The 21,474-nt window shown below is 44.8% G+C and carries 15 protein-coding genes; 1 reads left to right on the top strand and 14 read right to left on the bottom strand.

What is annotated here, in order from left to right; translation table 11 throughout:
• Positions 1-17: 17 nt before the first annotated feature.
• The 7 genes from polA to KHQ79_RS01000 form a co-directional block, all read right to left on the bottom strand.
• Complete coding sequence (gene polA / locus KHQ79_RS01030) at positions 18-2,660, bottom strand: DNA polymerase I (protein ID WP_225514046.1); 2,643 nt, start codon at positions 2,658-2,660, stop codon at positions 18-20.
• Between the two features lie 241 nt (positions 2,661-2,901).
• Positions 2,902-4,641: a sensory box histidine kinase PhoR gene (gene phoR / locus KHQ79_RS01025; protein WP_225514045.1), complete on the bottom strand. Its 1,740-nt coding sequence runs from the start codon at positions 4,639-4,641 to the stop codon at positions 2,902-2,904.
• On the bottom strand, positions 4,634-5,356 hold the full coding sequence (gene phoP / locus KHQ79_RS01020) for a two-component system response regulator PhoP (RefSeq protein ID WP_003237772.1): 723 nt from the start codon (positions 5,354-5,356) through the stop codon (positions 4,634-4,636). Before phoP ends, phoR begins: the two co-directional genes overlap by 8 nt.
• Positions 5,357-5,568: 212 nt before the next feature.
• On the bottom strand, positions 5,569-6,507 hold the full coding sequence (gene mdh, locus KHQ79_RS01015) for a malate dehydrogenase (protein ID WP_003237775.1): 939 nt from the start codon (positions 6,505-6,507) through the stop codon (positions 5,569-5,571).
• Positions 6,508-6,550: 43 nt separating this feature from the next.
• Entirely contained in the window at positions 6,551-7,822 is a 1,272-nt protein-coding gene (gene icd / locus KHQ79_RS01010) for an NADP-dependent isocitrate dehydrogenase (RefSeq protein WP_019259153.1), read from the bottom strand.
• A gap of 163 nt (positions 7,823-7,985) precedes the next feature.
• Positions 7,986-9,104, bottom strand: coding sequence for a citrate synthase (gene citZ, locus KHQ79_RS01005; protein WP_003237779.1), 1,119 nt, complete (start codon positions 9,102-9,104; stop codon positions 7,986-7,988).
• 335 nt (positions 9,105-9,439) lie between these two features.
• The gene (locus KHQ79_RS01000; protein ID WP_029316876.1) at positions 9,440-9,904 is read right to left on the bottom strand and encodes a DUF441 domain-containing protein; all 465 of its coding nucleotides are present in this window, start codon (positions 9,902-9,904) and stop codon (positions 9,440-9,442) included.
• A 96-nt stretch (positions 9,905-10,000) separates the two neighbouring features.
• Here KHQ79_RS01000 and ytvI point away from each other — a divergent pair, with 96 nt between their 5' ends.
• The gene (gene ytvI, locus KHQ79_RS00995) at positions 10,001-11,116 is read left to right on the top strand and encodes a sporulation integral membrane protein YtvI (protein WP_003237782.1); all 1,116 of its coding nucleotides are present in this window, start codon (positions 10,001-10,003) and stop codon (positions 11,114-11,116) included.
• A 31-nt stretch (positions 11,117-11,147) separates the two neighbouring features.
• Here the strand turns inward: ytvI and KHQ79_RS00990 are convergent, their stop codons facing one another.
• The 7 genes from KHQ79_RS00990 to dnaE all read right to left on the bottom strand — a co-directional run bounded on the left by KHQ79_RS00990 (position 11,148) and on the right by dnaE (position 21,450).
• Positions 11,148-11,531, bottom strand: coding sequence for an FxsA family protein (locus KHQ79_RS00990; protein ID WP_003237784.1), 384 nt, complete (start codon positions 11,529-11,531; stop codon positions 11,148-11,150).
• 93 nt (positions 11,532-11,624) lie between these two features.
• A complete protein-coding gene (gene pyk, locus KHQ79_RS00985) occupies positions 11,625-13,382 on the bottom strand; it encodes a pyruvate kinase (RefSeq protein WP_032731927.1) in 1,758 nt (585 codons plus the stop codon).
• A gap of 42 nt (positions 13,383-13,424) precedes the next feature.
• Positions 13,425-14,384, bottom strand: coding sequence for a 6-phosphofructokinase (gene pfkA, locus KHQ79_RS00980; RefSeq protein WP_003237788.1), 960 nt, complete (start codon positions 14,382-14,384; stop codon positions 13,425-13,427).
• A gap of 183 nt (positions 14,385-14,567) precedes the next feature.
• The gene (accA, locus tag KHQ79_RS00975) at positions 14,568-15,545 is read right to left on the bottom strand and encodes an acetyl-CoA carboxylase carboxyl transferase subunit alpha (protein ID WP_003237792.1); all 978 of its coding nucleotides are present in this window, start codon (positions 15,543-15,545) and stop codon (positions 14,568-14,570) included.
• Positions 15,530-16,402, bottom strand: a complete 873-nt coding sequence (gene accD / locus KHQ79_RS00970) for an acetyl-CoA carboxylase, carboxyltransferase subunit beta (RefSeq protein ID WP_225514044.1) — start codon at positions 16,400-16,402, stop codon at positions 15,530-15,532. The genes accA and accD overlap by 16 nt, the downstream gene beginning before the upstream one ends.
• Before the next feature lie 332 nt (positions 16,403-16,734).
• Complete coding sequence (ystJ, locus tag KHQ79_RS00965; protein ID WP_003237796.1) at positions 16,735-17,967, bottom strand: NADP-dependent malic enzyme; 1,233 nt, start codon at positions 17,965-17,967, stop codon at positions 16,735-16,737.
• 135 nt (positions 17,968-18,102) lie between these two features.
• Positions 18,103-21,450: a DNA polymerase III subunit alpha gene (gene dnaE, locus KHQ79_RS00960; RefSeq protein WP_225514043.1), complete on the bottom strand. Its 3,348-nt coding sequence runs from the start codon at positions 21,448-21,450 to the stop codon at positions 18,103-18,105.
• Positions 21,451-21,474: the final 24 nt, after the last annotated feature.

Genomic DNA, 21,474 nt, shown 5'->3' with positions numbered 1-21,474 from the left:
TCACTTCCTATCTCTATTTATTTCGCATCGTACCAAGATGGGCCAGATGCAAAGTCCACCTTTAACGGCACATCTAATGCAAGCGCATGCTCCATCACTTCAGGAACAAGCTTTTCAAGAATTTCAATTTCTTCCTGCGGCGCTTCAAAAATCAATTCATCGTGCACTTGAAGCAGCAGCCTTGCCTTCAATTGCTTTTCTTTCAGCTTGGCAGCCATATCAATCATGGCTTTTTTGATAATATCAGCGGCGCTTCCTTGAATCGGTGTATTCATTGCCGTCCGCTCCGCAAAACTGCGGATATTAAAGTTTCGGCTCGTCAGCTCAGGAATGTAGCGGCGGCGATGCATAAGCGTTGTTACGTAGCCCTTTTGCTTCGCGTCCTGAACTGAGTCCTCCATGTACGCTTTTACGCCCTGGAAGCTTTCCAAATAGCGGTCGATAAATGCTCCGGCTTCCTTCCGGGTAATGCCGAGATTCTGTGACAGCCCGTAATCGCTGATGCCGTATACGATGCCAAAGTTGACCGCTTTCGCCTGGCGTCTCATCGCAGATGTCACTTCATCCTCAGCGACATGGAACACATCCATTGCCGTTTTCGTATGAATATCCATATCATTTGTAAAAGCTTCGATGAGATTTTGATCCTTTGAAATATGGGCAAGCACACGCAGCTCGATTTGTGAGTAATCGGCTGCAAAAATGAGCCAGTCTTTTTCAGACGGAACAAAAGCTTGGCGGATTTTACGTCCTTCCTCAAGCCTGATCGGTATGTTTTGCAGGTTCGGATCAGTCGAGCTGAGACGGCCGGTTTGCGTTAAAGCTTGGTTAAAGCGCGTGTGCACCTTATGCGAATCCGGTCTCGTCACCTTTAAAAGCCCTTCAATATATGTCGATTGAAGCTTGCCAATTTGTCTGTACTGCAAAATATAGTCGACAATATCATGTTTGTCTGCCAGCTTTTCAAGCACATCAGCTGACGTTGAATAGCCTGTTTTTGTTTTCTTCACGACAGGCAGGCCGATCTGTTCAAACAAGATGACGCCGAGCTGTTTCGGAGAATTGATATTAAACGGCTCTCCCGCAATCTCATGGATTTTTTCTTCATATTCCTTCAGCTTCGCGCCCAGTTCTTCACCCATCCGCTTTAAACGGTCAACATCGACCTTGACGCCAGTTGATTCCATTTCGCCGAGAATAAGCGCGAGAGGCATTTCGAGCTCTTCAAACAGTTCAAGCTGATCGTTGTTCTCCAGCTCCTGAACGAGCTTTTCCCGAAGGCTTTGAATGGCTAACGCTTTTCTGACAAGGTGCTCAGACAGTACATCTTCCGACGGAACAGCCCGTTTTGCTCCTTTGCCGTAAACTGATTCGTCGCTTTGAACGATATGCAAGCCGTAATCTTTAGCCACACTCGCAACGTCGTCATATGAATTGCCCGGATTGATGATATAAGCCGCAAGAAGCGTATCAAACTCCGCTCCTTTCAGCTCAATGCCCTGCCAGCGCAAAGCGACAACAGCCCGCTTGCTGTCGAAGACCCATTTCTTCTGCTCGTCATTTTCTACCCATTCTTTAAACACCTGAGACTCCACGGCAATGTCTTTCGGAATGAAATAAGATCCCGTTTCATTAACGATCGAAAAACCGAGAATCGGCTCTTCATGATAATTATCGCCGATCTGTTCAACGACAAATGCGGATGGAGAAACCAAGATGCCGCTTGTTACGTCTGTGACAGTTTCGACATTAATTTCTTCTAACGACTGATCCTGTTCTGCTTCTTCGCTGTCTTCCCCTAGCCGTTCAAGAAGTGTGTTAAAACCAAGATCTTTAAAGATGGAAATCACCTGTTCACGATTAAAGCCTTGATATTCCAAGCCGGAAACGGATACCTCAATCGGCGCATCCGTCATAATCGTCGCAAGCTCCTTGCTCATCAATGCCTGATCTTTAAATTCCTCAAGCTTTTCCTTCAGTTTCTTCCCGCTTACCTCGTCAATGGACTCCAGCAGTTTTTCAACGGAATCGAACTGTTTTAATAGCTTAATCGCTGTCTTCTCTCCTACGCCGGGCACACCTGGAATATTATCTGAGGAATCGCCCATCAGACCCTTCATGTCAATAATTTGCTCAGGCGTAAGCCCGTATTTCTCTTTTACGTGCTCCGGTGTGTAAAATTCAACATCGGTAATTCCTTTTCGCGTAATGGCAACCGTCGTTTTGTCTGTTGCCAGCTGAGTTAAATCCTTATCTCCAGAGAAAACCTTTACTTCAAATCCGTCTTTTTCAGCCGATTTGGCCAGTGTGCCGATAATATCGTCGGCTTCGTATTGTTCCAATTCGTAGCGGCTGATCTGATAGGCATCCAGCAGCTCGCGGATAAACGGCAATTGTTCGGAGAGCTCAGGCGGGGTTTTCTGTCTGCCGCCTTTATATTCTTTAAATGTGCCGTGACGAAATGTTGTTTTCCCGGCATCAAATGCAACCAGCATGTGTGTCGGTTTTTCATCCTCAAGCATCTTCATCAAAATCATCGCAAAGCCGTATACGGCATTCGTATGAACACCTTTATCATTGCTTAACAGCGGCAATGCAAAAAACGCCCGGTAAGCCAGACTGTTTCCGTCTACAAGCACTAATTTTTTTCGTTCCGTCATTCAATATCCTCCTAAGAAGCCTCAGGCTTCTATTCATCTCTTACATAGTCATTAGCTCCTCTTATTTTAACAAAGTTCAATTTGAAAGGAAAATACGTGAACTGAAGAGAAGACACAAAAAAGGACGGGAACACAAATGGTTCCCGCCGTCAAAATTGGCTCCTTGGATGAAGGGGTTCTACTACATCCTATCAGCATAGGTTTAACAGTGCATGAAGATATTGTTAAACCTTTGTAAACATTAGGCGGACGTTTCAGCGGCCCGTTTCAGCGTCACTGTAAAGACCGTTCCCCGTCCAAGCTCGCTTGTGACATCGATTTTCCCTTCATGAGCCTCTATTAAATGCTTTACGATCGCGAGGCCTAGGCCTGTTCCGCCCGAATTCCTGCTTCTGTCTTTATCCACGCGGTAAAAACGTTCAAAGATGCGCGGAATTTCTTCTTTCTGAATTCCGATTCCGGAATCCGCAACTTCAATCTGAATGTCTTTTTCTCCGGGCTTTACATTGATAGCTACAGAGCCCCCCTCAGGCGTATAGGTTAGCGCATTATTTACGAGATTAAGAAATACCTGTTTCAGCCTGTACGGGTCTCCCGATACATAGAGCGTGTCTTTCGGGACATTCAGTTGTAAGGAGATGCCTTTCTCATCCGCCTTATGCTTAAGAAGCGTTTCAATCTCACCAAGCATTTTAGCTGGATCAAATGTGTCAATGCTGAGCGTAAAATTTTGCTGCTCGATTTTTGAGAGATCGAGAAGATCCTGAACCAAAGACTGAAGCCTTTCGCTTTCTTTCAGAATAATAGAGAGAAACTCAGAAAGCGCCTCTTTGTCCTCCATCGCCCCGTCCAATAACGTCTCCGTAAACCCTTTAATAGAGGTAATCGGCGTTTTCAGTTCATGAGAAACGTTAGCCACAAAATCCTTTCTCATCTGCTCTAATTTCTTCGTCTCCGTCATGTCATGGAAAACGAGCACAATTCCTTTCCATTCATCGTCCGGCCCCATAATCGGAACGCCATCCACTTCAAAATAACGCCGCTCAATTTTGATCGGAAGTCTTAACAGCTTGCATTTCTTTGTCTCCGTCATAAAAATGTCTTCGACAAGCTGGATCACTTCTTCATGTACAAATGCATCATGATAAAGACGGCGCAGCATCTGATTCGGATTGATATGAAACTGCTTGGCGTAAGACCTGTTCACGAGATTGATAAAGCCTCTTCCGTCAATCATAATCAGCCCGGAGCCGATATTTTCAATGACAGTCAGCAGCCGGTCCCGCTGCATTTCCTGCGTTCTCGTCATTTCCATCAGATCTACAGCAAGGCTGTTCATCGCACGGCCGAGCTTATCAGAGTGCCTGATATAGCCGCCGTACGTCCGGGCATCATAGTTCCCCTTAGACAGTTCTGTTGCTACGTTTGTCGCTGCTTCAATTGACCTTTTATAACGTGAGGTCATACTGGAATAAAAATAAACAATGACGATAAAAGCAGTACAAAGACTGGCCGTCAGCATCCCCCACAATTCGCCGTTCAAGCCGGAGCTATGTTCAGGGGCTGAAAGCAGCACATATCCTGTTTTTTCACCTTCACTTCTAAGCGAAAGTCCGTAATAAAGCTTGTTATCTGCTGTTGAGAGAACACCCTCATGGCCAGAAACAAGCGCCTGCACCTTTTGAGAATCTGCCGCACTCCCGTTTGACCCGTACAGCACCTTGCCGTCTGTATCGATAACGGATGCGTTCACATCAAGCGCACCGCCTGCATCTTGAATGATTTTCTCATTTGCTTGATCATTCAGATTGCCGGCATCAAGAAGTGAGGCCATATATTTGGCTTCTTTTTCAATGTGTTCCTCTGCTTTTCTTTGATCAGATGATTCAAAGAGCTGCTGCAAAAATAGCCCGAGGACACTAAACACCAGAATCATACAGACAACAAGTACAGAAAAAAGGCGCACACGGTATTTATTCATTCATTTTTGGCTCCTCCAGTTTATACCCCAATCCCCTAATTGTTTTAATATAGATCGGTTTTTTAGTATTGTTTTCGATTTTGTCGCGGAGATGGCTGATATGCACATCAACAATTCTCGTATCTCCGGCAAAATCATAATTCCAGACAGCGCTCAGCAGCAGATCTCTCGTCAGCACTCTGCCTTTATGTCTGCCCAAATAGAGCAGCAGTTCGAATTCTTTCGGTGTCAGCTCAAGCTGATTTTCTTTAAAATACGCTTCATAATGATCAGGCAGGATTTTCAGATCGCCAATCACGATCTGGCCTTCCATTTCATCGTTCTTCATTTCACTAGAGGGCGCAGCCATTTCGGAACGCCTTAAAATCGCTTTGACTCTTGCATTTACTTCCCTTGGGCTGAACGGCTTGGTCATATAATCATCAGCACCAAGCTCGAGCCCTAATACTTTGTCGAATTCCTCATCCTTCGCTGTCAGCATTAAAATGGGAAACATCAATTTTTGCTGTCTCAGCTGCTTGCATACTTCGATTCCGTCCAGTTTTGGAAGCATCACATCAAGCACAATCAAATCAGGCTTCTCTGTTTCCGCTTTTTTGAGTGCTTCTTCCCCGTCTGAGGCGGTAATGACATCATAGCCTGACCGTTCCAAATTGTACTGTAAAAGAGTAACAATAGATTCTTCATCATCCACAACTAAAATTTTCTTGTTCATGCTGTGCCTCCAGTATTATAATTCCCCGACATCCTATTTCTCTATTTTATGTCATCTTAACATGTTTCATGATTTTATTTTAACGAAAGCAGGACATTCCGACAATTCGCCTTTTACATCATTTTTCAAAAGAAATAAAGGAGTGGATGACAGCGCTTTCATTTATAGTAAAAAGAGAAAGGCTCTATCAAGCAAGCCTTTCTCTCTTTTTATTAAGATAATACTTTCATGACATTTTTGACAGATTCAACTGATTTATTCAGCTGTGCTCTTTCATAGTCTGTCAGTTCAAGTTCAATGATTTGCTCAAGACCGTTGCCGCCTACAATTGTAGGAACACCAAGGTAGATGCCTTCATAGCCGTATTCACCTTCAAGATAAGCAATTGTAGGAAGGACGCGGCGCTGATCTTTCAAGATCGCTTCGACCATTTCTGTCAGAGAAGCAGCAGGCGCATAATACGCGCTTCCGTTTCCAAGAAGATTCACGATTTCGCCTCCACCTTTTCTTGTGCGCTCCACAATTGCGTCAATCCGTTCTTTCGGAATAAGGGTTTCAAGCGGGATACCGCCAGCATAAGAATAACGCACAAGCGGCACCATATCGTCACCGTGTCCGCCAAGAACGAAACCAGTCACGTCTTTTACTGACAAGTTTAATTCCTCTGCCACAAATGTTCTGAATCTTGCCGTATCAAGCACACCGGACTGGCCGATTACGCGCTCTTTAGGGAAGCCTGATTCTTTATACACCGCGTAAGTCATTGCATCAACAGGATTTGTCAGCACCACAATGATAGAGTCAGGAGAATATTTCACGATTTCTCGTGTAACGCTTCTCATAATTTTTTCGTTTGTAGAGACCAGATCATCTCTGCTCATACCAGGTTTTCTTGCGATACCGGCTGTAATGACAACAATGTCAGAACCCGCTGTATCCTCATAGTTGGATGTTCCCGTAATTTTCGCGTCAAAGCCTTGAACAGGGCTTGCTTCAAGCATATCAAGCGCTTTTCCCTTTGTCGGGTTCTCCAATTGCGGAATATCAACAAGAACAACGTCTGCCAGCTCTTTTTGAGCGATTAAAAATGCGGTTGTCGCTCCGGTAAAACCTGCTCCGATAACAGAAACTTTTTTACGAGTATTTCCCATGTCTCTCTTCTCCTTTATGGCTAGTTTTAGGCTGTTTCCTTGCTTAGTCCATGTTTTTAATCAGTTCTTCTCCGAACTCTGAACATTTCACTTCAGTCGCGCCATCCATTAATCTGGCAAAATCGTAAGTTACGACTTTAGAAGCGATTGTTTTTTCCATAGATTTGATAACCAAATCAGCCGCTTCGTTCCATCCTAAATGCTCAAGAAGCAGAACGCCTGAAAGAATAACTGAAGATGGGTTTACTTTATCAAGGCCTGCATATTTAGGAGCCGTTCCGTGCGTCGCCTCGAAAATCGCATGTCCTGTTTCATAGTTGATGTTCGCTCCAGGAGCAATACCGATTCCGCCTACTTGCGCTGCAAGAGCATCAGAAATGTAATCTCCGTTCAGGTTCATTGTCGCAACGACATCAAACTCGTTCGGACGCGTTAAGATCTGCTGAAGGAAAATGTCAGCAATGCTGTCTTTGATAATGATTTTGCCTGCTGCTTCCGCTTCGCTTTGCGCTTTGTTTGCAGCGTCTTTTCCTTGTTCTTCAGCAATGCGGTCATATTGAGCCCATGTGAAGACTTTTTCGCCGTATTCTCTTTCAGCAAGTTCATAGCCCCAGTTTTTGAAGGCGCCTTCTGTGAACTTCATGATGTTTCCTTTGTGAACAAGCGTTACAGATTTGCGGCCATGCTCAATCGCATAATCAATTGCAGCTCTGACCAAACGGCTTGTTCCTTCTTCAGAAACAGGCTTAATGCCGATACCTGATGTTTCAGGGAAACGGATTTTGTTGACGTTTAACTCATTTTGCAAGAAGCTGATGAGCTTTTGCACTTCTTCAGAGCCTTTTGCGTACTCGATGCCTGCATAAATATCTTCTGTATTTTCACGGAAGATGACCATATCAGTATCTTCAGGGCGTTTTACCGGTGACGGCACTCCAGTAAAGTATCTTACAGGTCTTAAGCAGACGAATAGGTCAAGCTCTTGTCTGAGCGCTACGTTCAAAGAACGGATACCGCCGCCGACAGGTGTCGTTAACGGCCCTTTAATCGCAATGAAATATTCGCGGATCACATCTAATGTTTCAGCAGGAAGCCACTCACCTGTTTTATTATAAGCCTTTTCTCCGGCATAAACTTCTTTCCATGTAATTTTCTTTTCGCCTTTGTATGCTTTTTCAACTGCTGCTTCCAAAACCTTCGAAGCCGCGTTCCAAATATCAGGACCGGTTCCGTCTCCTTCGATAAACGGGATAATCGGGTTGTTTGGTACGTTTAATACTCCGTTAGAGACTGTAATTTTTTCACCTTGTGCCACAATAAAAACCTCCCAGTATGTAATTCATATTAGAAAACATTTTATTTTTCTTATATAGAAAACAAAATGATTTTTCTCAACATTCAATTTAAAGTGTAAACCACTTTTGATGTTCTGAACAAGAGGCTAACCTCATTAACGCAAGCCAGCCTCCAATGGTTCTTTAGGCTCTTTCTTCAATCGGAACAAATGCTTGTTTATCAGGGCCCGTGTAATCTGCGCGCGGGCGGATCAGACGGTTGTTGTCATACTGCTCAAGAATATGAGCGAGCCAGCCGGACATTCTGCTTACAGCAAAAATCGGTGTAAACAAATCATGGTCAATGCCGAGGCTGTGATAAACAGAAGCCGAATAGAAATCAACGTTAGGCGGAAGCTTTTTCTCTGATGTGACAATCTCTTCTATGCGAATCGACATCTCATACCATTTGCTTTCGCCTGTCAGGTTGGTCAGGCGCTTGCTCATTTCTTTCAGATGCTTCGCGCGCGGGTCGCCATGCTTATAAACGCGGTGGCCGAATCCCATGATTTTTTCTTTCTTTTCCAGCTTAGCGCGGATGTACGGCTCAGCGTTTTCCACTTCGCCGATTTCTGTCAGCATTTTCATAACGCCTTCATTCGCCCCGCCGTGAAGAGGCCCTTTCAGCGCGCCGATTGCGGCAGTAATGCCTGAATAGATATCAGAAAGTGTCGCGACGCAGACCCTCGCTGTGAACGTTGACGCGTTCAGCTCATGGTCAGCATGTAAAATCAATGCTTTGTTGAAGGCTTCAACCTCAATTGGCGAAGGCTCTTCACCGTTTAATGTGTAGAGAAAATTCTCGGCAATGCCGTAGTCTTCTCTTGGTTCAACAGGCTCAAGGCCTTTGCGGATTCTGGAAAACGCCGCAACCAGACCAGGCACCTTTGCCTGAAGGCGGATCGCCTTTTTGTAATTGGCTTCCGGGTTCATGGTTTCAGCCTCGCTGTCAAGCAGGCCTAGTAATGAAATTGCTGTCCGAAGAGCAGCCATGGGATGAACATTTTCGAGGGAATAAGATTTGAAGTGCTCAATAATTTCTTGCGGAACGGCAGCTTCCTTTGCAAGCTGCTGCTTTAACTCTTCAAGCTCTTTTTTGTTTGGCAGCCTTAAATGCCAAAGCAAGTAGATGATTTCTTCAAAACTTGCATTCTCTGTTAAATCATCGATATCATACCCCACATATGTAAGGGTATCATCAATAATAGAACTAACAGATGATGTTGTTGCTACAACCCCTTCAAGACCGCGTGTCGCTGTCATATATAACATCTCCTTTTCAATAAATTTCCCCTTTAAGAGTGTTGTAAAAACATGAGGCTTACTTAAAAAGCACGATGCAAGTATTTCTCTCCCCCTAAAAGAAAATGCTTACATTTTACTGCCTGCTGGTAATGAAACCCTTTGCTTATGAAAGAACATAACAAATTCTTATAAGCTTATTTAAGTTTAAGCCTATTCTCATTATAAACAATAATCAGACATTTGTTAAATGTTTACCTATAATTTTTTTTTTTCATTCTGTGATTTCCCCGAAAAAACGCCTTTATTTGCGGGTTTTTGCATACAAAAAAAAGCGGCTTAAAGCCGCTTTTTTTTCATGAAGTGAACAATTTTACGATCTGCATGGCAATATAAGCAATTCCCGCTCCGATCAGCGGACCCACCGCTACTCCGCCAAAAAGTGCGACTGCAAGAATGGTTCCGATCACAAGAGCAGTTGTAATATGCGGGTCATTTTCCAGCAGGGCCAGGCCGTTTTTGGCAATCAGCGCCACTGCGATTCCCGCTCCCAAGGCGATCCATGCGTAGGAAGACCGCATTGCTTCTCCAAGCTGCTTAAATCCGATTTCTCCTGTTGCAATCGGAACAAGAACAGCGATTGTAATAATGGTCACACCCCAGTTGATGCCTTTTGACTGGATGGTTGGAAATAATTTCTGGTCAAGTCCAACGATTTTGATGATCAAAAGGACGGATACAGCAAAGAGCAATGATTGATTTTTTGCGATAAGTGCGATAGCCAAGAGTAATATTAAAAATAAATTCGCTTGTGTAAACACGTGCCATCCCTCCTTTAAGATGAATGTATTCATATTCAGCCGGAGCGTGAATACATATAAAAAATAGGACATGCTGACGAGAGGAGGACCGTTTTCGTGAATCAATCTTATATCACTATTTTTTTCAGAACCCTCTTTGTCATGTCAATTACCGCAGGATCGATAGCTGCGGCCTATTATTCGTTTCCGTTAACTTATCCGTTCCTGATCGCCCTTATTCTTTCATCAGCGATTCATCCTGTTGTTGACTATTTGGACAGAGTGACAGGATTCCCCCGAACGATAAACGTTCTGGGCGTGCTTGCTTTTTTTCTGCTCGCAGCCTTCGGCGTGCTCACCATTCTGGTAGCCGAAATCATAACGGGAACAGCGTATCTTGCAAAAACGCTGCCTCCGCATATCAGCACGTTTATCTCATATTGTGAAAAATTGTTTACAACACATATCCAGCCGCTCTATCACGAACTGACCCTTTTGTTTCAAGAATTGGAGACCAACCAGCAGGCTTCCATCGTTACCCACATTCAGACACTTGGTGATTCGGCTGCTAAAAATGCCGGGCTGCTGCTGTCCCACATTCTAGAAATGATCCCAAGGTTTTTCGCGCTTCTTCCCAATACAGCGGCGGTTCTGATTTTTTCTCTTCTGGCAACATTTTTTATGACAAAGGATTGGCACAAGCTGAAAGCCATGCTCGTTTCGGTTCTGCCGGATCGGGTTACAGCTAACAGCAAAGCGATCAGCAGCGAATTAAAAAAAGCAATGACCGGTTTTATCAAAGCGCAGGCCGTTCTCGTTTTCATTACGATGGTGATTGTATTTATCGGCCTTTCTCTCTTAAAAGTTGAACATGCCGCAACAATTGCTTTTTTAATCGGGCTTGTTGATCTTCTCCCTTATTTGGGTGCTGGCTCGGTATTTGTGCCGTGGATTTTGTATTTATCGATTACAGGCCAGCTGCCCCAGGCCATCGGAATCGGGGTGCTGTACCTCGTCGTTCTTATTCAAAGGCAGCTGACAGAACCCAAAATACTTAGTAAATCAATCGGTATCGATCCGCTGGCAACGCTCATCGCCCTGTTTGCCGGTTTTAAATTATTCGGGTTTTTAGGACTAATTGCAGGACCGGCTGTTCTCGTCATCATTCAGGCGTTTATTACAACAGGCGCATTAAAGGAAATATGGTCGTATATCACCGTTCAGCAAAAATAAAAAGCAGCCCATGTTGCATGGCTGCCGTTTTTTATTTGATGATGATCCGCTTGTTCTTCGACATTCCTCTCAGCCATTTGAACAGAATCGGCTTACACCAGCTGCGGGTGAACGGAATAAGCAGACAGGCACCGGCCAAATCTGATAAAAAGCCCGGAAGCATCAGTAAAAGACCGCCAATGAAAATGCACAGGCCGTCAGCAATCGCTTCGCCAGGCATTTTGCCATATTGAAGATCACGCTGAACCTTGTAATACACTTCGGTTCCTTGTTTTTTTGCAGCTGCTGCGCCGATAATGCCCGTCAGAATCATTAAAAGGACCGTCGGCAATATGCCGATCAGCTTGCCTGAAAATAGGAATATGCCGATTTCTATTGCCGGAAACACAATAAAAAGCAAAAATAAAAATCTCATATCCAAGCCCCCCACACGTGTAACACGCCTCTGTTCAACATAAGGCAAGATAAAGAGAAAAGGAAGGGAAGCCCCTTCCGTTTTCACCTCTGATTAAAGAACGCTCGCACGTCCTTGATAGACTGCGCCTCTGGAAGCGTCAACTGTAATATCCTGGCCATCTGCCAAAATAGACGTCGCATTTTCCAGACCAACGATAACCGGAATGCCAAGGCTTAATCCGACTACCGCAGCATGGCTTGTCAAGCCGCCTTCTTCTGTAATAAGGGCAGACGCTTTTTCAAGTGATGCAATCATATCACGGTCAGTGCTTTTTGTAACAAGAACCGCACCGTCAGTCATTTTTTGCTCAGCTTCTTTTGCATTTTGTGCAATGACAACCGGACCGTAAGCTGATTTGCGTCCAATGCCTTGGCCTTTAGCGATGATATCGCCGACAGTGTACACTTTCATTAAGTTCGTAGTGCCAGACTCACCGACAGATCCTGCTGTAATGACGATCAGATCGCCGTGTTTTACAATTCCGCTGTTCAATGATTTTTGGACAGCATCCTCAAGCATCTCATCTGTTGAGTTCGCATTTTGGCCGCTTTCTGCAAATACGCCTGATACGAGCGCTAGCTTTCTGGAAATAGAGTCATTTACAGTAACCGCAACAATCGGCGCCTGCGGACGGTATTTTGCGATCATACGTGCTGTATGGCCGCTTTCAGTCGGCGTTACGATTGCAGCAGCATTCAGGTTAATCGCCGTATGCGCGACAGATTGTCCAATAGCATCTGTAATCGTCATGCCTACTTGATCTCTGCGTTTAGAAAGAATTTCTTTATAATTTAAAGCTTCTTCAGAACGGGAAGCGATGTTGTGCATTGTTTGAACCGCCTCAACCGGATAGCTTCCGGCAGCTGTTTCACCAGAAAGCATGATTGCATCTGTGCCGTCGAAGATCGCATTTGCAACGTCACTTGCTTCCGCACGAGTCGGACGCGGGTTGCGCTGCATGCTGTCAAGCATTTGTGTCGCTGTAATAACAGGTTTGCCCAGCGCGTTGCATTTTTTGATCAGTTCTTTTTGGACGAGCGGCACTTCTTCAGCTGGAATTTCCACACCTAAGTCTCCGCGTGCAACCATTAAACCGTCAGACACTTCGAGAATAGAATCGATGTTGTCAACGCCCTCTTGGTTTTCGATTTTAGGGATGATTTGAATATCCTGAGCGTTGTGCTCTTCAAGAAGCTCACGGATTTCAAGCACGTCCGTAGAACGGCGTACGAAAGACGCTGCGATAAAATCTACTCCTTGCTCAATACCGAAAACGATGTCTCGCGCATCTTTTTCAGTGATACCAGGAAGGTTAACGCTGACGCCCGGTACGTTAACACCCTTTTTATTTTTGAGTGTTCCGTTGTTTAGTACTTTTGTTTTGATTTCGCGATTAGCGGCATCAACATCAAGCACCTCAAGGCCGATAAGGCCGTCATCTAACAGAATCGTTGACCCTTGTTCAACGTCATCGACTAAACCTTCATATGACACTGAAATTTTATCTGTTGTTCCTACAACCTCGTCCATTGAAATGATAAGCTCTTTGCCTGTTTCAAGCTCAATGCCGCCGTTTTCCATTGTATGTGTGCGGATTTCAGGACCTTTTGTATCAAGCAGGATACCAACGTTTTTGCCAAGCTTTTTGCTTGCTTCGCGGATATTTTTTATTCTTGCACCGTGCTCCTCAAAATCTCCGTGAGAAAAATTCAAACGAGCCACGTTCATTCCTGACTCCATTAATTTCGTAAGCATTTCAATACTTTCACTTGCCGGACCGATGGTACAAACAATTTTAGTTTTTCTCATTTGGTTCACTTCCTTCTGAAATCTTCAGCCTTCAGCTGCACATTAAATAGACAGTTCTTTTGAAAGCTGATACATGTTTTGCTCAACTGTGTGTTTTGTTTCCAGTATTTCTATAATATCATGGTCTACAAGCTTATTGTTTTGTATACCTACACAGCGTCCGCCTTTTCCTTCAAGCAGCAGTTCAACTGCATATGCGCCAAGACGGCTTGCCAGCACGCGGTCAGCAGCGCTCGGAGAACCTCCGCGCTGGATATGGCCCAATACAGATACCCTAGTTTCAAGATTTGTTTCTTCTTCGATGCGTTTCCCGAATTCAACACCGCTGCCTACACCTTCGGCGACAATAATAATACTGTGCTTCTTGCCCCGTTCGTGGCCGCGTTTTAAGCGGGCAATGATTTCGTGCATGTCATAGTCTGCCTCAGGGATCAAGATTGATTCCGCGCCCCCTGCAAGACCGGCCCACAATGCGATATCGCCGGCATGGCGGCCCATTACTTCGATCACATATGTACGTTCATGAGAAGTCGCTGTATCGCGAATCTTATCAATTGCGTCAATTACTGTATTTAAAGCTGTATCGAAGCCGATTGTAAAATCAGTACCCGGAATGTCGTTATCAATTGTACCCGGTACACCTACACATGGAAACCCGTGTTCCGTTAATTTTTTGGCACCCATATAGGAACCGTCTCCGCCGATGACAACAAGGCCCTCAATACCGAGCTTCTTCAAGTTTTCTATCCCTTTTTCACGGCCTTCAACCGTTTTGAATTCAGGACATCTTGCCGTATAAAGCTTTGTTCCTCCACGATGTATAATATCGCCTACAGATCCGAGTTCAAGCTTTTCAATCTTTCCGCTGATCAATCCTGCGTATCCGTTGTAAATGCCGTAAACTTCAACGTCATGATAAATCGCTTTTCTGACTACTGCGCGAACTGCTGCGTTCATTCCCGGGGAATCCCCGCCGCTCGTTAATACCCCTATACGTTTCATTCTCCATTCACCTCAGCAACATATATGATTAAACATAACATGATCATTGCCCTAAAAACAATGAAAAGGGATCTCCATCCTCCCTATGAAACCTTACCTATTATACAATTAAATAAATTGTTTTTAAATAAAATTTAAGGAATGTCACAAAAAATAAACGTGAGCCAAAGGCTTCACGTTTATTTAGTTTACCCCGATATATTGATCTTCAATCGAGACTTTGCCAATTGCTTTATATTTTTCGTAGCGTTGCTGAACTAATTCTTCTTCGCTCAGCTTCAGCAAAGTTTTTAACGATTGTTTAAGGGTTTCGTCCATATAGCTTGCCTGCAGCTTTACATCGTGGTGCGCTCCGCCTTTTACTTCTTTTATCATATGATCTATAATACCTAATTCTTTTAAATCCGGCGCAGTGATTTTCATTGTTTCTGCTGCTTTCTTAGCAAGACTGGAGTCCTTCCATAAAAGTGCCGCGGCACCTTCCGGAGAAATAACAGAATAAGTAGAGTTTTCCAGCATATGCAAGTGGTTTCCTACACCCAGACCCAGGGCTCCGCCGCTTCCGCCTTCACCGATGACGATGCAAATAACAGGCACTCGGAGACCGGCCATCTCAAACAGGTTTTTGGCAATGGCTTCGCTTTGTCCTCTTTCTTCCGCTGCTCGTCCAGGATATGCTCCCTTCGTATCAATAAAACAGATAATCGGTCTGTTGAATTTGTCAGCCTGTTTCATGAGACGAAGCGCTTTTCGGTAGCCTTCAGGATGCGGCATCCCAAAATTGCGGACAAGATTTTCCTTTGTGTCTTTGCCGCGCTGATGCCCGATTACCGTTACAGGAAGGCCATGGAACTTCGCAATGCCGCCGACAATGGCTTCATCGTCTCCGTACGCTCTGTCTCCGTGACATTCAAAAAAGTCGGTAAACAGGTGTTCAATATAATCAAGCGTTGTCGGACGGTCCGGCAGACGCGCGATTTGAACACGGTCCCAAGGCTTCAGATTTTTGTAAATATCATCCTGAAGCTTAGCGAGACGGTCTTCGAGCCGTTCGATTTCTGCACTCAGATCCATATCGGAATCTTGGGTGAATTTTTTCAGTTCGGCGATTTTGGTTTGCAGTTCAATCACCGGTTTTTCAAATTCTAATCTTGCAGCCACTCAAAGTCACCTCCCGATTGATGCATATCCAGCAGATTTTCTAACGTTTGTTTCATATCCTCGCGGTGAATAACCGCATCAAGCTGTCCATGTTTTAATAAAAATTCTGCCGTTTGGAAGTCCTCAGGCAATTTTTCCCCTATCGTTTGTTCAATAATCCGTCTTCCGGCAAAACCGATCAGCGCGCCAGGCTCAGCGAAATTGTAATCGCCAAGGGATGCAAAGCTGGCTGATACGCCCCCGGTAGTCGGATGCGTCATAACTGAGATAATGAGGCCCTGTTCTTCACTGAACAGTTTTAAAGCAGAGCTTGTCTTAGCCATCTGCATCAAACTTAATATGCCTTCCTGCATTCTCGCGCCGCCTGAAGCCGTAAAAATAATAAACGGAACTTTATCAGCTGTTGCTTTTTCAATCGCAAGCGTGATTTTTTCACCGACGACTGAACCCATGCTGCCCATTCTGAATGAAGAATCCATGACTGCGACAACAGCCGGGTGTCCGCCGATTGTGCCCTTGCCTGTCACAACAGCCTCGTTTAAGGATGTTTTCTCGCGATCTTTTTCAAGCTTTTCAAGATATCCCGGGAAACCGAGTGGGTTTTCCGATAACATTCCTTGATTGAATTCCTCAAAGGATTGTTCATCCATTAAGCTTGCGATACGCTGTTTTGCGTTCATCGGGAAATGATAATCGCAGTTCATGCATACCCGCATATTTTTATCCAACTCTTTAGTGAGCATGATTTTTTTACACTTGGGACATTTTGTCATAATACCTTCCGGAACATCGTGCTTCGCTTGATCAGACGGTACGGAAGCATACTTTTTCTTTTTAGTGAATATATCCTTTAACAAATGATTACCTCCCTTTTGTGAAGGGTTCTCTTCACCGCATGTCATCAAACAGATAGACTTGCTAATAACTTTACCGAAACTATTGTACTTTTTTTGTCAAACGCTGTCATCCTCAATTCGACAACTTTTTATACAATGACGCGTTCGGAAAGGCTTGGATGAATTCAGATAAAACGTTGAAATAACAGGATTGGCAGCGTATTCAAAAATAACATTAAACTCGGCTGAAATTTTTTTAAGACCAGCCATTAAAAAATTTCAGCCGCCAGTTTAACTTGAGAACAGCGCGCCGGTCTCCGCCAACGCGCTGCCATTTTTGGAATGAACTAAAATTATTCACCAATAATCGTAAGTTTTCTCGTTTTTTCAGCAACTTCCTCAGGGTCAACAGTGATTCTTGCGACACCTGTTTCCATCGCCGCTTTTGCCACAGCCTTCGCAACAGCAGGCGCAACACGTTTATCAAACGGTGCAGGGATAACGTAGTCTGCGCTAAGCTCTTCTTCTGAAACCAGTGAAGCAATAGCTTCAACCGCAGCGATTTTCATTTCTTCGTTAATGTGAGTGGCGCGAACGTCAAGCGCTCCGCGGAAAATGCCAGGGAATGCAAGAACATTGTTTACTTGGTTCGGGAAGTCAGAACGGCCCGTTCCGATAACACTTGCGCCAGCTTCACGCGCATCTTCCGGCATAATTTCCGGATTCGGATTTGCCATTGCAAAGATAATCGGATCCTTTGCCATGCTTTGAACCATTTCTTTTGTTAACGCACCTGCTACTGATACGCCGATAAATACGTCAGCATCAACGATGACATCTTTCAGAGAACCGTCTTTGCGGTCTTGGTTTGTGAATTTCGCCACTTCATTTTTGACATCGTTCATGCCGTTCGGGCGCCCTTCATAAATCGCTCCTTTTGAATCGCACATTACGATGTCGCGTACGCCGTAATGGTGAAGAAGCTTGATAATCGCAATACCTGCCGCACCGGCTCCATTTGCGACAACTTTAATGGAAGACATGGATTTTCCAGACAGTTTCAGCGCGTTTACAAGACCTGCTACAGTTACAATGGCAGTACCGTGCTGATCATCATGGAAAACTGGGATGTTTGTTTCTTTTTTGAGACGTTCTTCAATGATAAAGCAGTTAGGCGCTGCAATATCTTCAAGGTTTACGCCGCCAAATGTCGGTTCAAGCAATTTAACAGTTTCAACAATTTTATCTACATCGTTTGTGCTTAAAGCAATCGGGAACGCGTCTACGCCTGCAAAGCTTTTGAAAAGGACAGCTTTTCCTTCCATAACAGGAAGCGCAGCTTCAGGGCCGATATTTCCAAGGCCGAGCACAGCTGTACCGTCAGTTACAACTGCTACCATGTTCCCCTTCATTGTATAATCATATACTTTGTTAATGTCTTCATGAATATCCTTGCACGGTTCTGCAACACCCGGGGAATACGCAAGGCTTAAATCTTTCGCGTTTCTGACTTCTACTTTCGATTTAGACTCCAGTTTTCCCTGATTGACTTTATGCAGGTGTAATGCTTCTTCTCTTAATGACATTGTCCTAAACACTCCTTATGGATATTTTTTGATTCGTATACTGCTGCGTTGATTGCTGCATTCTGCGGAGTTATCTATCTGAATATTTAAACAGGATCACATAATTGCTCCAATTGTATAACAAAAAGTGAATCGTTACCACTGTTTTAAAACGACGTTTTGGTGACCCAACAGCTCTTTTAAGCGATATAACACCTGGTGATCCGCATCGATATGAAACGACTCAGGAAGCTTAATCGTCTGTTTTTGCCTTTCATAATAGAGATAAACGCCTGTTTCCCCTTTATGCTCCAGCAAAATGCGCTTAATTTTTGCCAGGATTTCCTGACTGTGTTGACTGCTTTCTATCTTTATATAAACCGATGGCGCTTTTTCTGCATCCATATTTTCTAACAATTCTGCCCGGGACATAATGAACTGGACCTTGTCCTGTCTTATTTCACATTTGCCCGCTGTGAACAAAAGAGCGCCTTCTCTTAAAACGGGAGAAAGCTGTCTGAATTGTTCTGGGAAGACAACAGCTTCCATTTCGCCGGTTTCATCACTTAGCGTTAAAAACGCCATGTTTTGACCTGTTTTCGTCCGAATCGTTTTGATCTTCGACAGCAGGACTCCGAGAGAAAGCTGCCTTTTGACTGCCTGCTGGGCCTCCAGAATGGATGCTGCTCCGTGCGCAGCCAGCTGTTTACGGAAGGCAGAGAGCGGATGATTTGAAAAATAAATGCCAAGCGTTTCTTTTTCGAACGCAAGCAAATCTACAAGCGGTAGCTCCTCCGTCTCCACATACTTCGGCTTAATCGAAAACGATTCATCTAAAAACAATCCCATTTGGTCATCGTCCGCGGCAAATAGCTCAACATGTTCCAAAGCAACGTCAATGGATGCGAGCAGCGTGGCCCGGTTTTGGCCGAATTCGTCCATCGCACCAGAAAAGATTAGTGCTTCAAGCGTTTTGCGATTTACGCTTTTTGACGGCACGCGAAAGCAGAAATCGAAAAGATCTTCAAATGGTTTCTCTTTTCTTGCTTTATATATATCTTTGACTGCTGAGACGCCTACACTTTTTATCGCGCGGAGGCTGTATCTGACAGATCCGTCTTCAACTGTAAACGGAAAACTGCTTTTGTTCACTGACGGAGGAAGGATACGAATCCCGCTCCCCTTTGCTTCGTAAAGATATTGAGATATTTTATCCTCATTGCCAATGACGCTTGTCAGCAATCCGCACATAAAATATAACGGATAATGAGCTTTCAAATACGCAAGCTGGCACCCGATCATGCTGTATGCCACCGCATGGCTTCGGTTAAAGCCGTAGTTTGCGAATTTGACGATTAAATCGTAGACTTCATTTGCAGTGTCTACAGAATACTCCTTTTTTAAGCACCCTTCAACAAAATGGCTTCGCTCTTTGTCCAGGATTTCTTTTTTCTTTTTGCTGACCGCCCGTCTCAGCAGGTCTGCTTCGCCTAAAGAAAACCCTGCCATCCGGGAAGCAATCATCATAATTTGTTCCTGATACACAATGACGCCATATGTATCTTCCAAGATGCTCCTTACATCTTCATGGGGATATTGAACAGGCGCCCGGCCGTGTTTACGGTCGATAAATAACGGTATATTTTCCATCGGACCAGGCCGGTACAGCGCATTGACCGCCACAATATCCTCGAGGCCTGAAGGTTTTAGCCGCTTCAGGACGCTTCTCATCCCCGACGATTCAAGCTGGAAAATCCCTGTCGTATCCCCTTTTGACAGCAAGGAGAACGTTTTGTCATCCTGGTAGGAAATATTTGAAAGATCTATTTTGATGTTTTCTTCTTTTTCGATCATTGAAGTGATGGACTCGATAAGCGTCAGGTTGCGTAAGCCTAAGAAATCCATTTTTAAAAGACCCAAGTCTTCAAGATGGTCCATCGCGTATTGCGTCAAATATATCCCTTCATGCCCTTCCTGAAGCGGAACAACATCCGTTAACGGTTCTTCACTCAGGACAACACCCGCTGCGTGGGTTGAGGTATGCCTTGGCAGCCCTTCTATTTTTCGGGCAATTGTATAGACTTGCTGAAGCAGGCTTGACTCCCTAAGCCTCTTATCCAGCTGCGGCGATTGCTGTCTCGCTTCCTCCAGCGTCATGCCCGGCCTTGAAGGGATGAGTTTTGCAAGCTGATCTGCTTCCTTAGGGCTGACGCCGAATACTCTGCCGACGTCCCGGAGTGCCGCTTTTGCCGCAAGTGTTCCAAAAGTGATAATCTGTGCGACGTGCATTGCACCGTATTTCTGCTGAACATATTGGATGACTTCATCCCTTCTTGTATCCGGAAAGTCAATATCAATATCCGGCATGCTGATCCGTTCGGGGTTTAAAAACCGTTCAAACAGCAGGTGATGTTTAATCGGGTCAACATCTGTAATATACAGCACATAAGCCACAAGAGAGCCTGCCGCAGATCCCCTTCCCGGTCCTGTAACGATTCCTTTTTCATGGGCGTGTTTCATAAAATCCCATACGATCAGAAAGTAATCGCTGAACTTCATCCGCTTGATGACGTCAAGCTCATATTGAAGACGGCGAAGATATCGTTCATCAGGCGTGCCAAAACGGCTGCGGAGTCCTGCCATACAGATGTCCGTTAAATAAGCATCAGCGGACGTTCCGTCTGGAGTCGGGAAAGATGGGAGACGGGTCTGTCCGAGGCTGACGTCAACCCGGCATTGTTCTGCGATCTCAACAGAAGCTTGCAGTGCTTCGGGATGCTCTCGATAAATGTTTTGCATTTCTTCGAGTGGCTTCAAATCGAGATCAGGCAGATCTCCGGCTGGTTCATCCGTCAGTTTCTCCCCTGCTTTAATCGCTTTCAGACAGCGGTAGGCAGCCTTATCTTCTTTCCTTATGTAATGCACATCACCAGTCGCTGTAACAGGGATACCCGTTTCTTCAGACAGCCGCAGTATCTGGTCAGACAAGGCTTTATTCCCTTTAAAAGGCTGATAGGAGAAATAGAAAGCTCCCTTTCCGAATATGGATTGAAATTCAAGCGCGGCTTGAGCGGCCTGTTCAAACAGCCCTCCTTCAAGAAGCATTTCAATATATCCTTTTTCGCCGGGCGTCATCGCGATAATGCCTTCTCGATAACTGTTAAGCCATTTCGGCTTTAGCCCGCCTTTTGATTTCGATTGCAGGACGCTGCTGATTTTCAGCAGGTTTTGATAGCCTGTATTTGATTTGGCCAGCAGGACGAGCGGATAGGCTTCAAGCTCGTTATCATCAGTAAAAACAGAGGCCGTCAAACCGATTATCGGGTTGATTCCCCTCGCCTTGCATGCTTTATAAAATTGAATAGCTCCGTACATGACATGATCATCTGTCAGCGCCAAAGACGCATATCCGAGCCTGTCAGCTTCTTTGACGAGCTCTTCCACGGACGCGGCGCTGTTTAGCAGGCTGTACCCGCTATGCACTTGCAGGTGAACAAAAGACATGCTATCACCTCTTTCTCCATTACG

The sequence above is a fragment of the Bacillus sp. TSO22 genome (assembly GCF_020223595.1).
GTDB classification, from domain to species: Bacteria; Bacillota; Bacilli; order Bacillales; family Bacillaceae; genus Bacillus; species Bacillus inaquosorum.
The sequence above is the reverse complement of the archived record's forward strand: the minus strand, read 5'-3'. Positions and strand labels throughout refer to the sequence as shown.

What these genes read in the sequence shown, in the direction of transcription:
- dnaE (WP_225514043.1), bottom strand. Translation starts at nt 21,450, where the DNA reads ATGTCTTTTGTTCACCTGCAAGTGCATAGCGGGTACAGCCTGCTAAAC.
- mdh (WP_003237775.1), bottom strand. Translation starts at nt 6,507, where the DNA reads ATGGGAAATACTCGTAAAAAAGTTTCTGTTATCGGAGCAGGTTTTACC.
- phoP (WP_003237772.1), bottom strand. Translation starts at nt 5,356, where the DNA reads ATGAACAAGAAAATTTTAGTTGTGGATGATGAAGAATCTATTGTTACT.
- ystJ (WP_003237796.1), bottom strand. Translation starts at nt 17,967, where the DNA reads ATGTCATTAAGAGAAGAAGCATTACACCTGCATAAAGTCAATCAGGGA.
- pfkA (WP_003237788.1), bottom strand. Translation starts at nt 14,384, where the DNA reads ATGAAACGTATAGGGGTATTAACGAGCGGCGGGGATTCCCCGGGAATG.
- pyk (WP_032731927.1), bottom strand. Translation starts at nt 13,382, where the DNA reads ATGAGAAAAACTAAAATTGTTTGTACCATCGGTCCGGCAAGTGAAAGT.
- polA (WP_225514046.1), bottom strand. Translation starts at nt 2,660, where the DNA reads ATGACGGAACGAAAAAAATTAGTGCTTGTAGACGGAAACAGTCTGGCT.
- phoR (WP_225514045.1), bottom strand. Translation starts at nt 4,641, where the DNA reads ATGAATAAATACCGTGTGCGCCTTTTTTCTGTACTTGTTGTCTGTATG.
- KHQ79_RS00990 (WP_003237784.1), bottom strand. Translation starts at nt 11,531, where the DNA reads ATGAGATTTTTATTTTTGCTTTTTATTGTGTTTCCGGCAATAGAAATC.
- citZ (WP_003237779.1), bottom strand. Translation starts at nt 9,104, where the DNA reads ATGACAGCGACACGCGGTCTTGAAGGGGTTGTAGCAACAACATCATCT.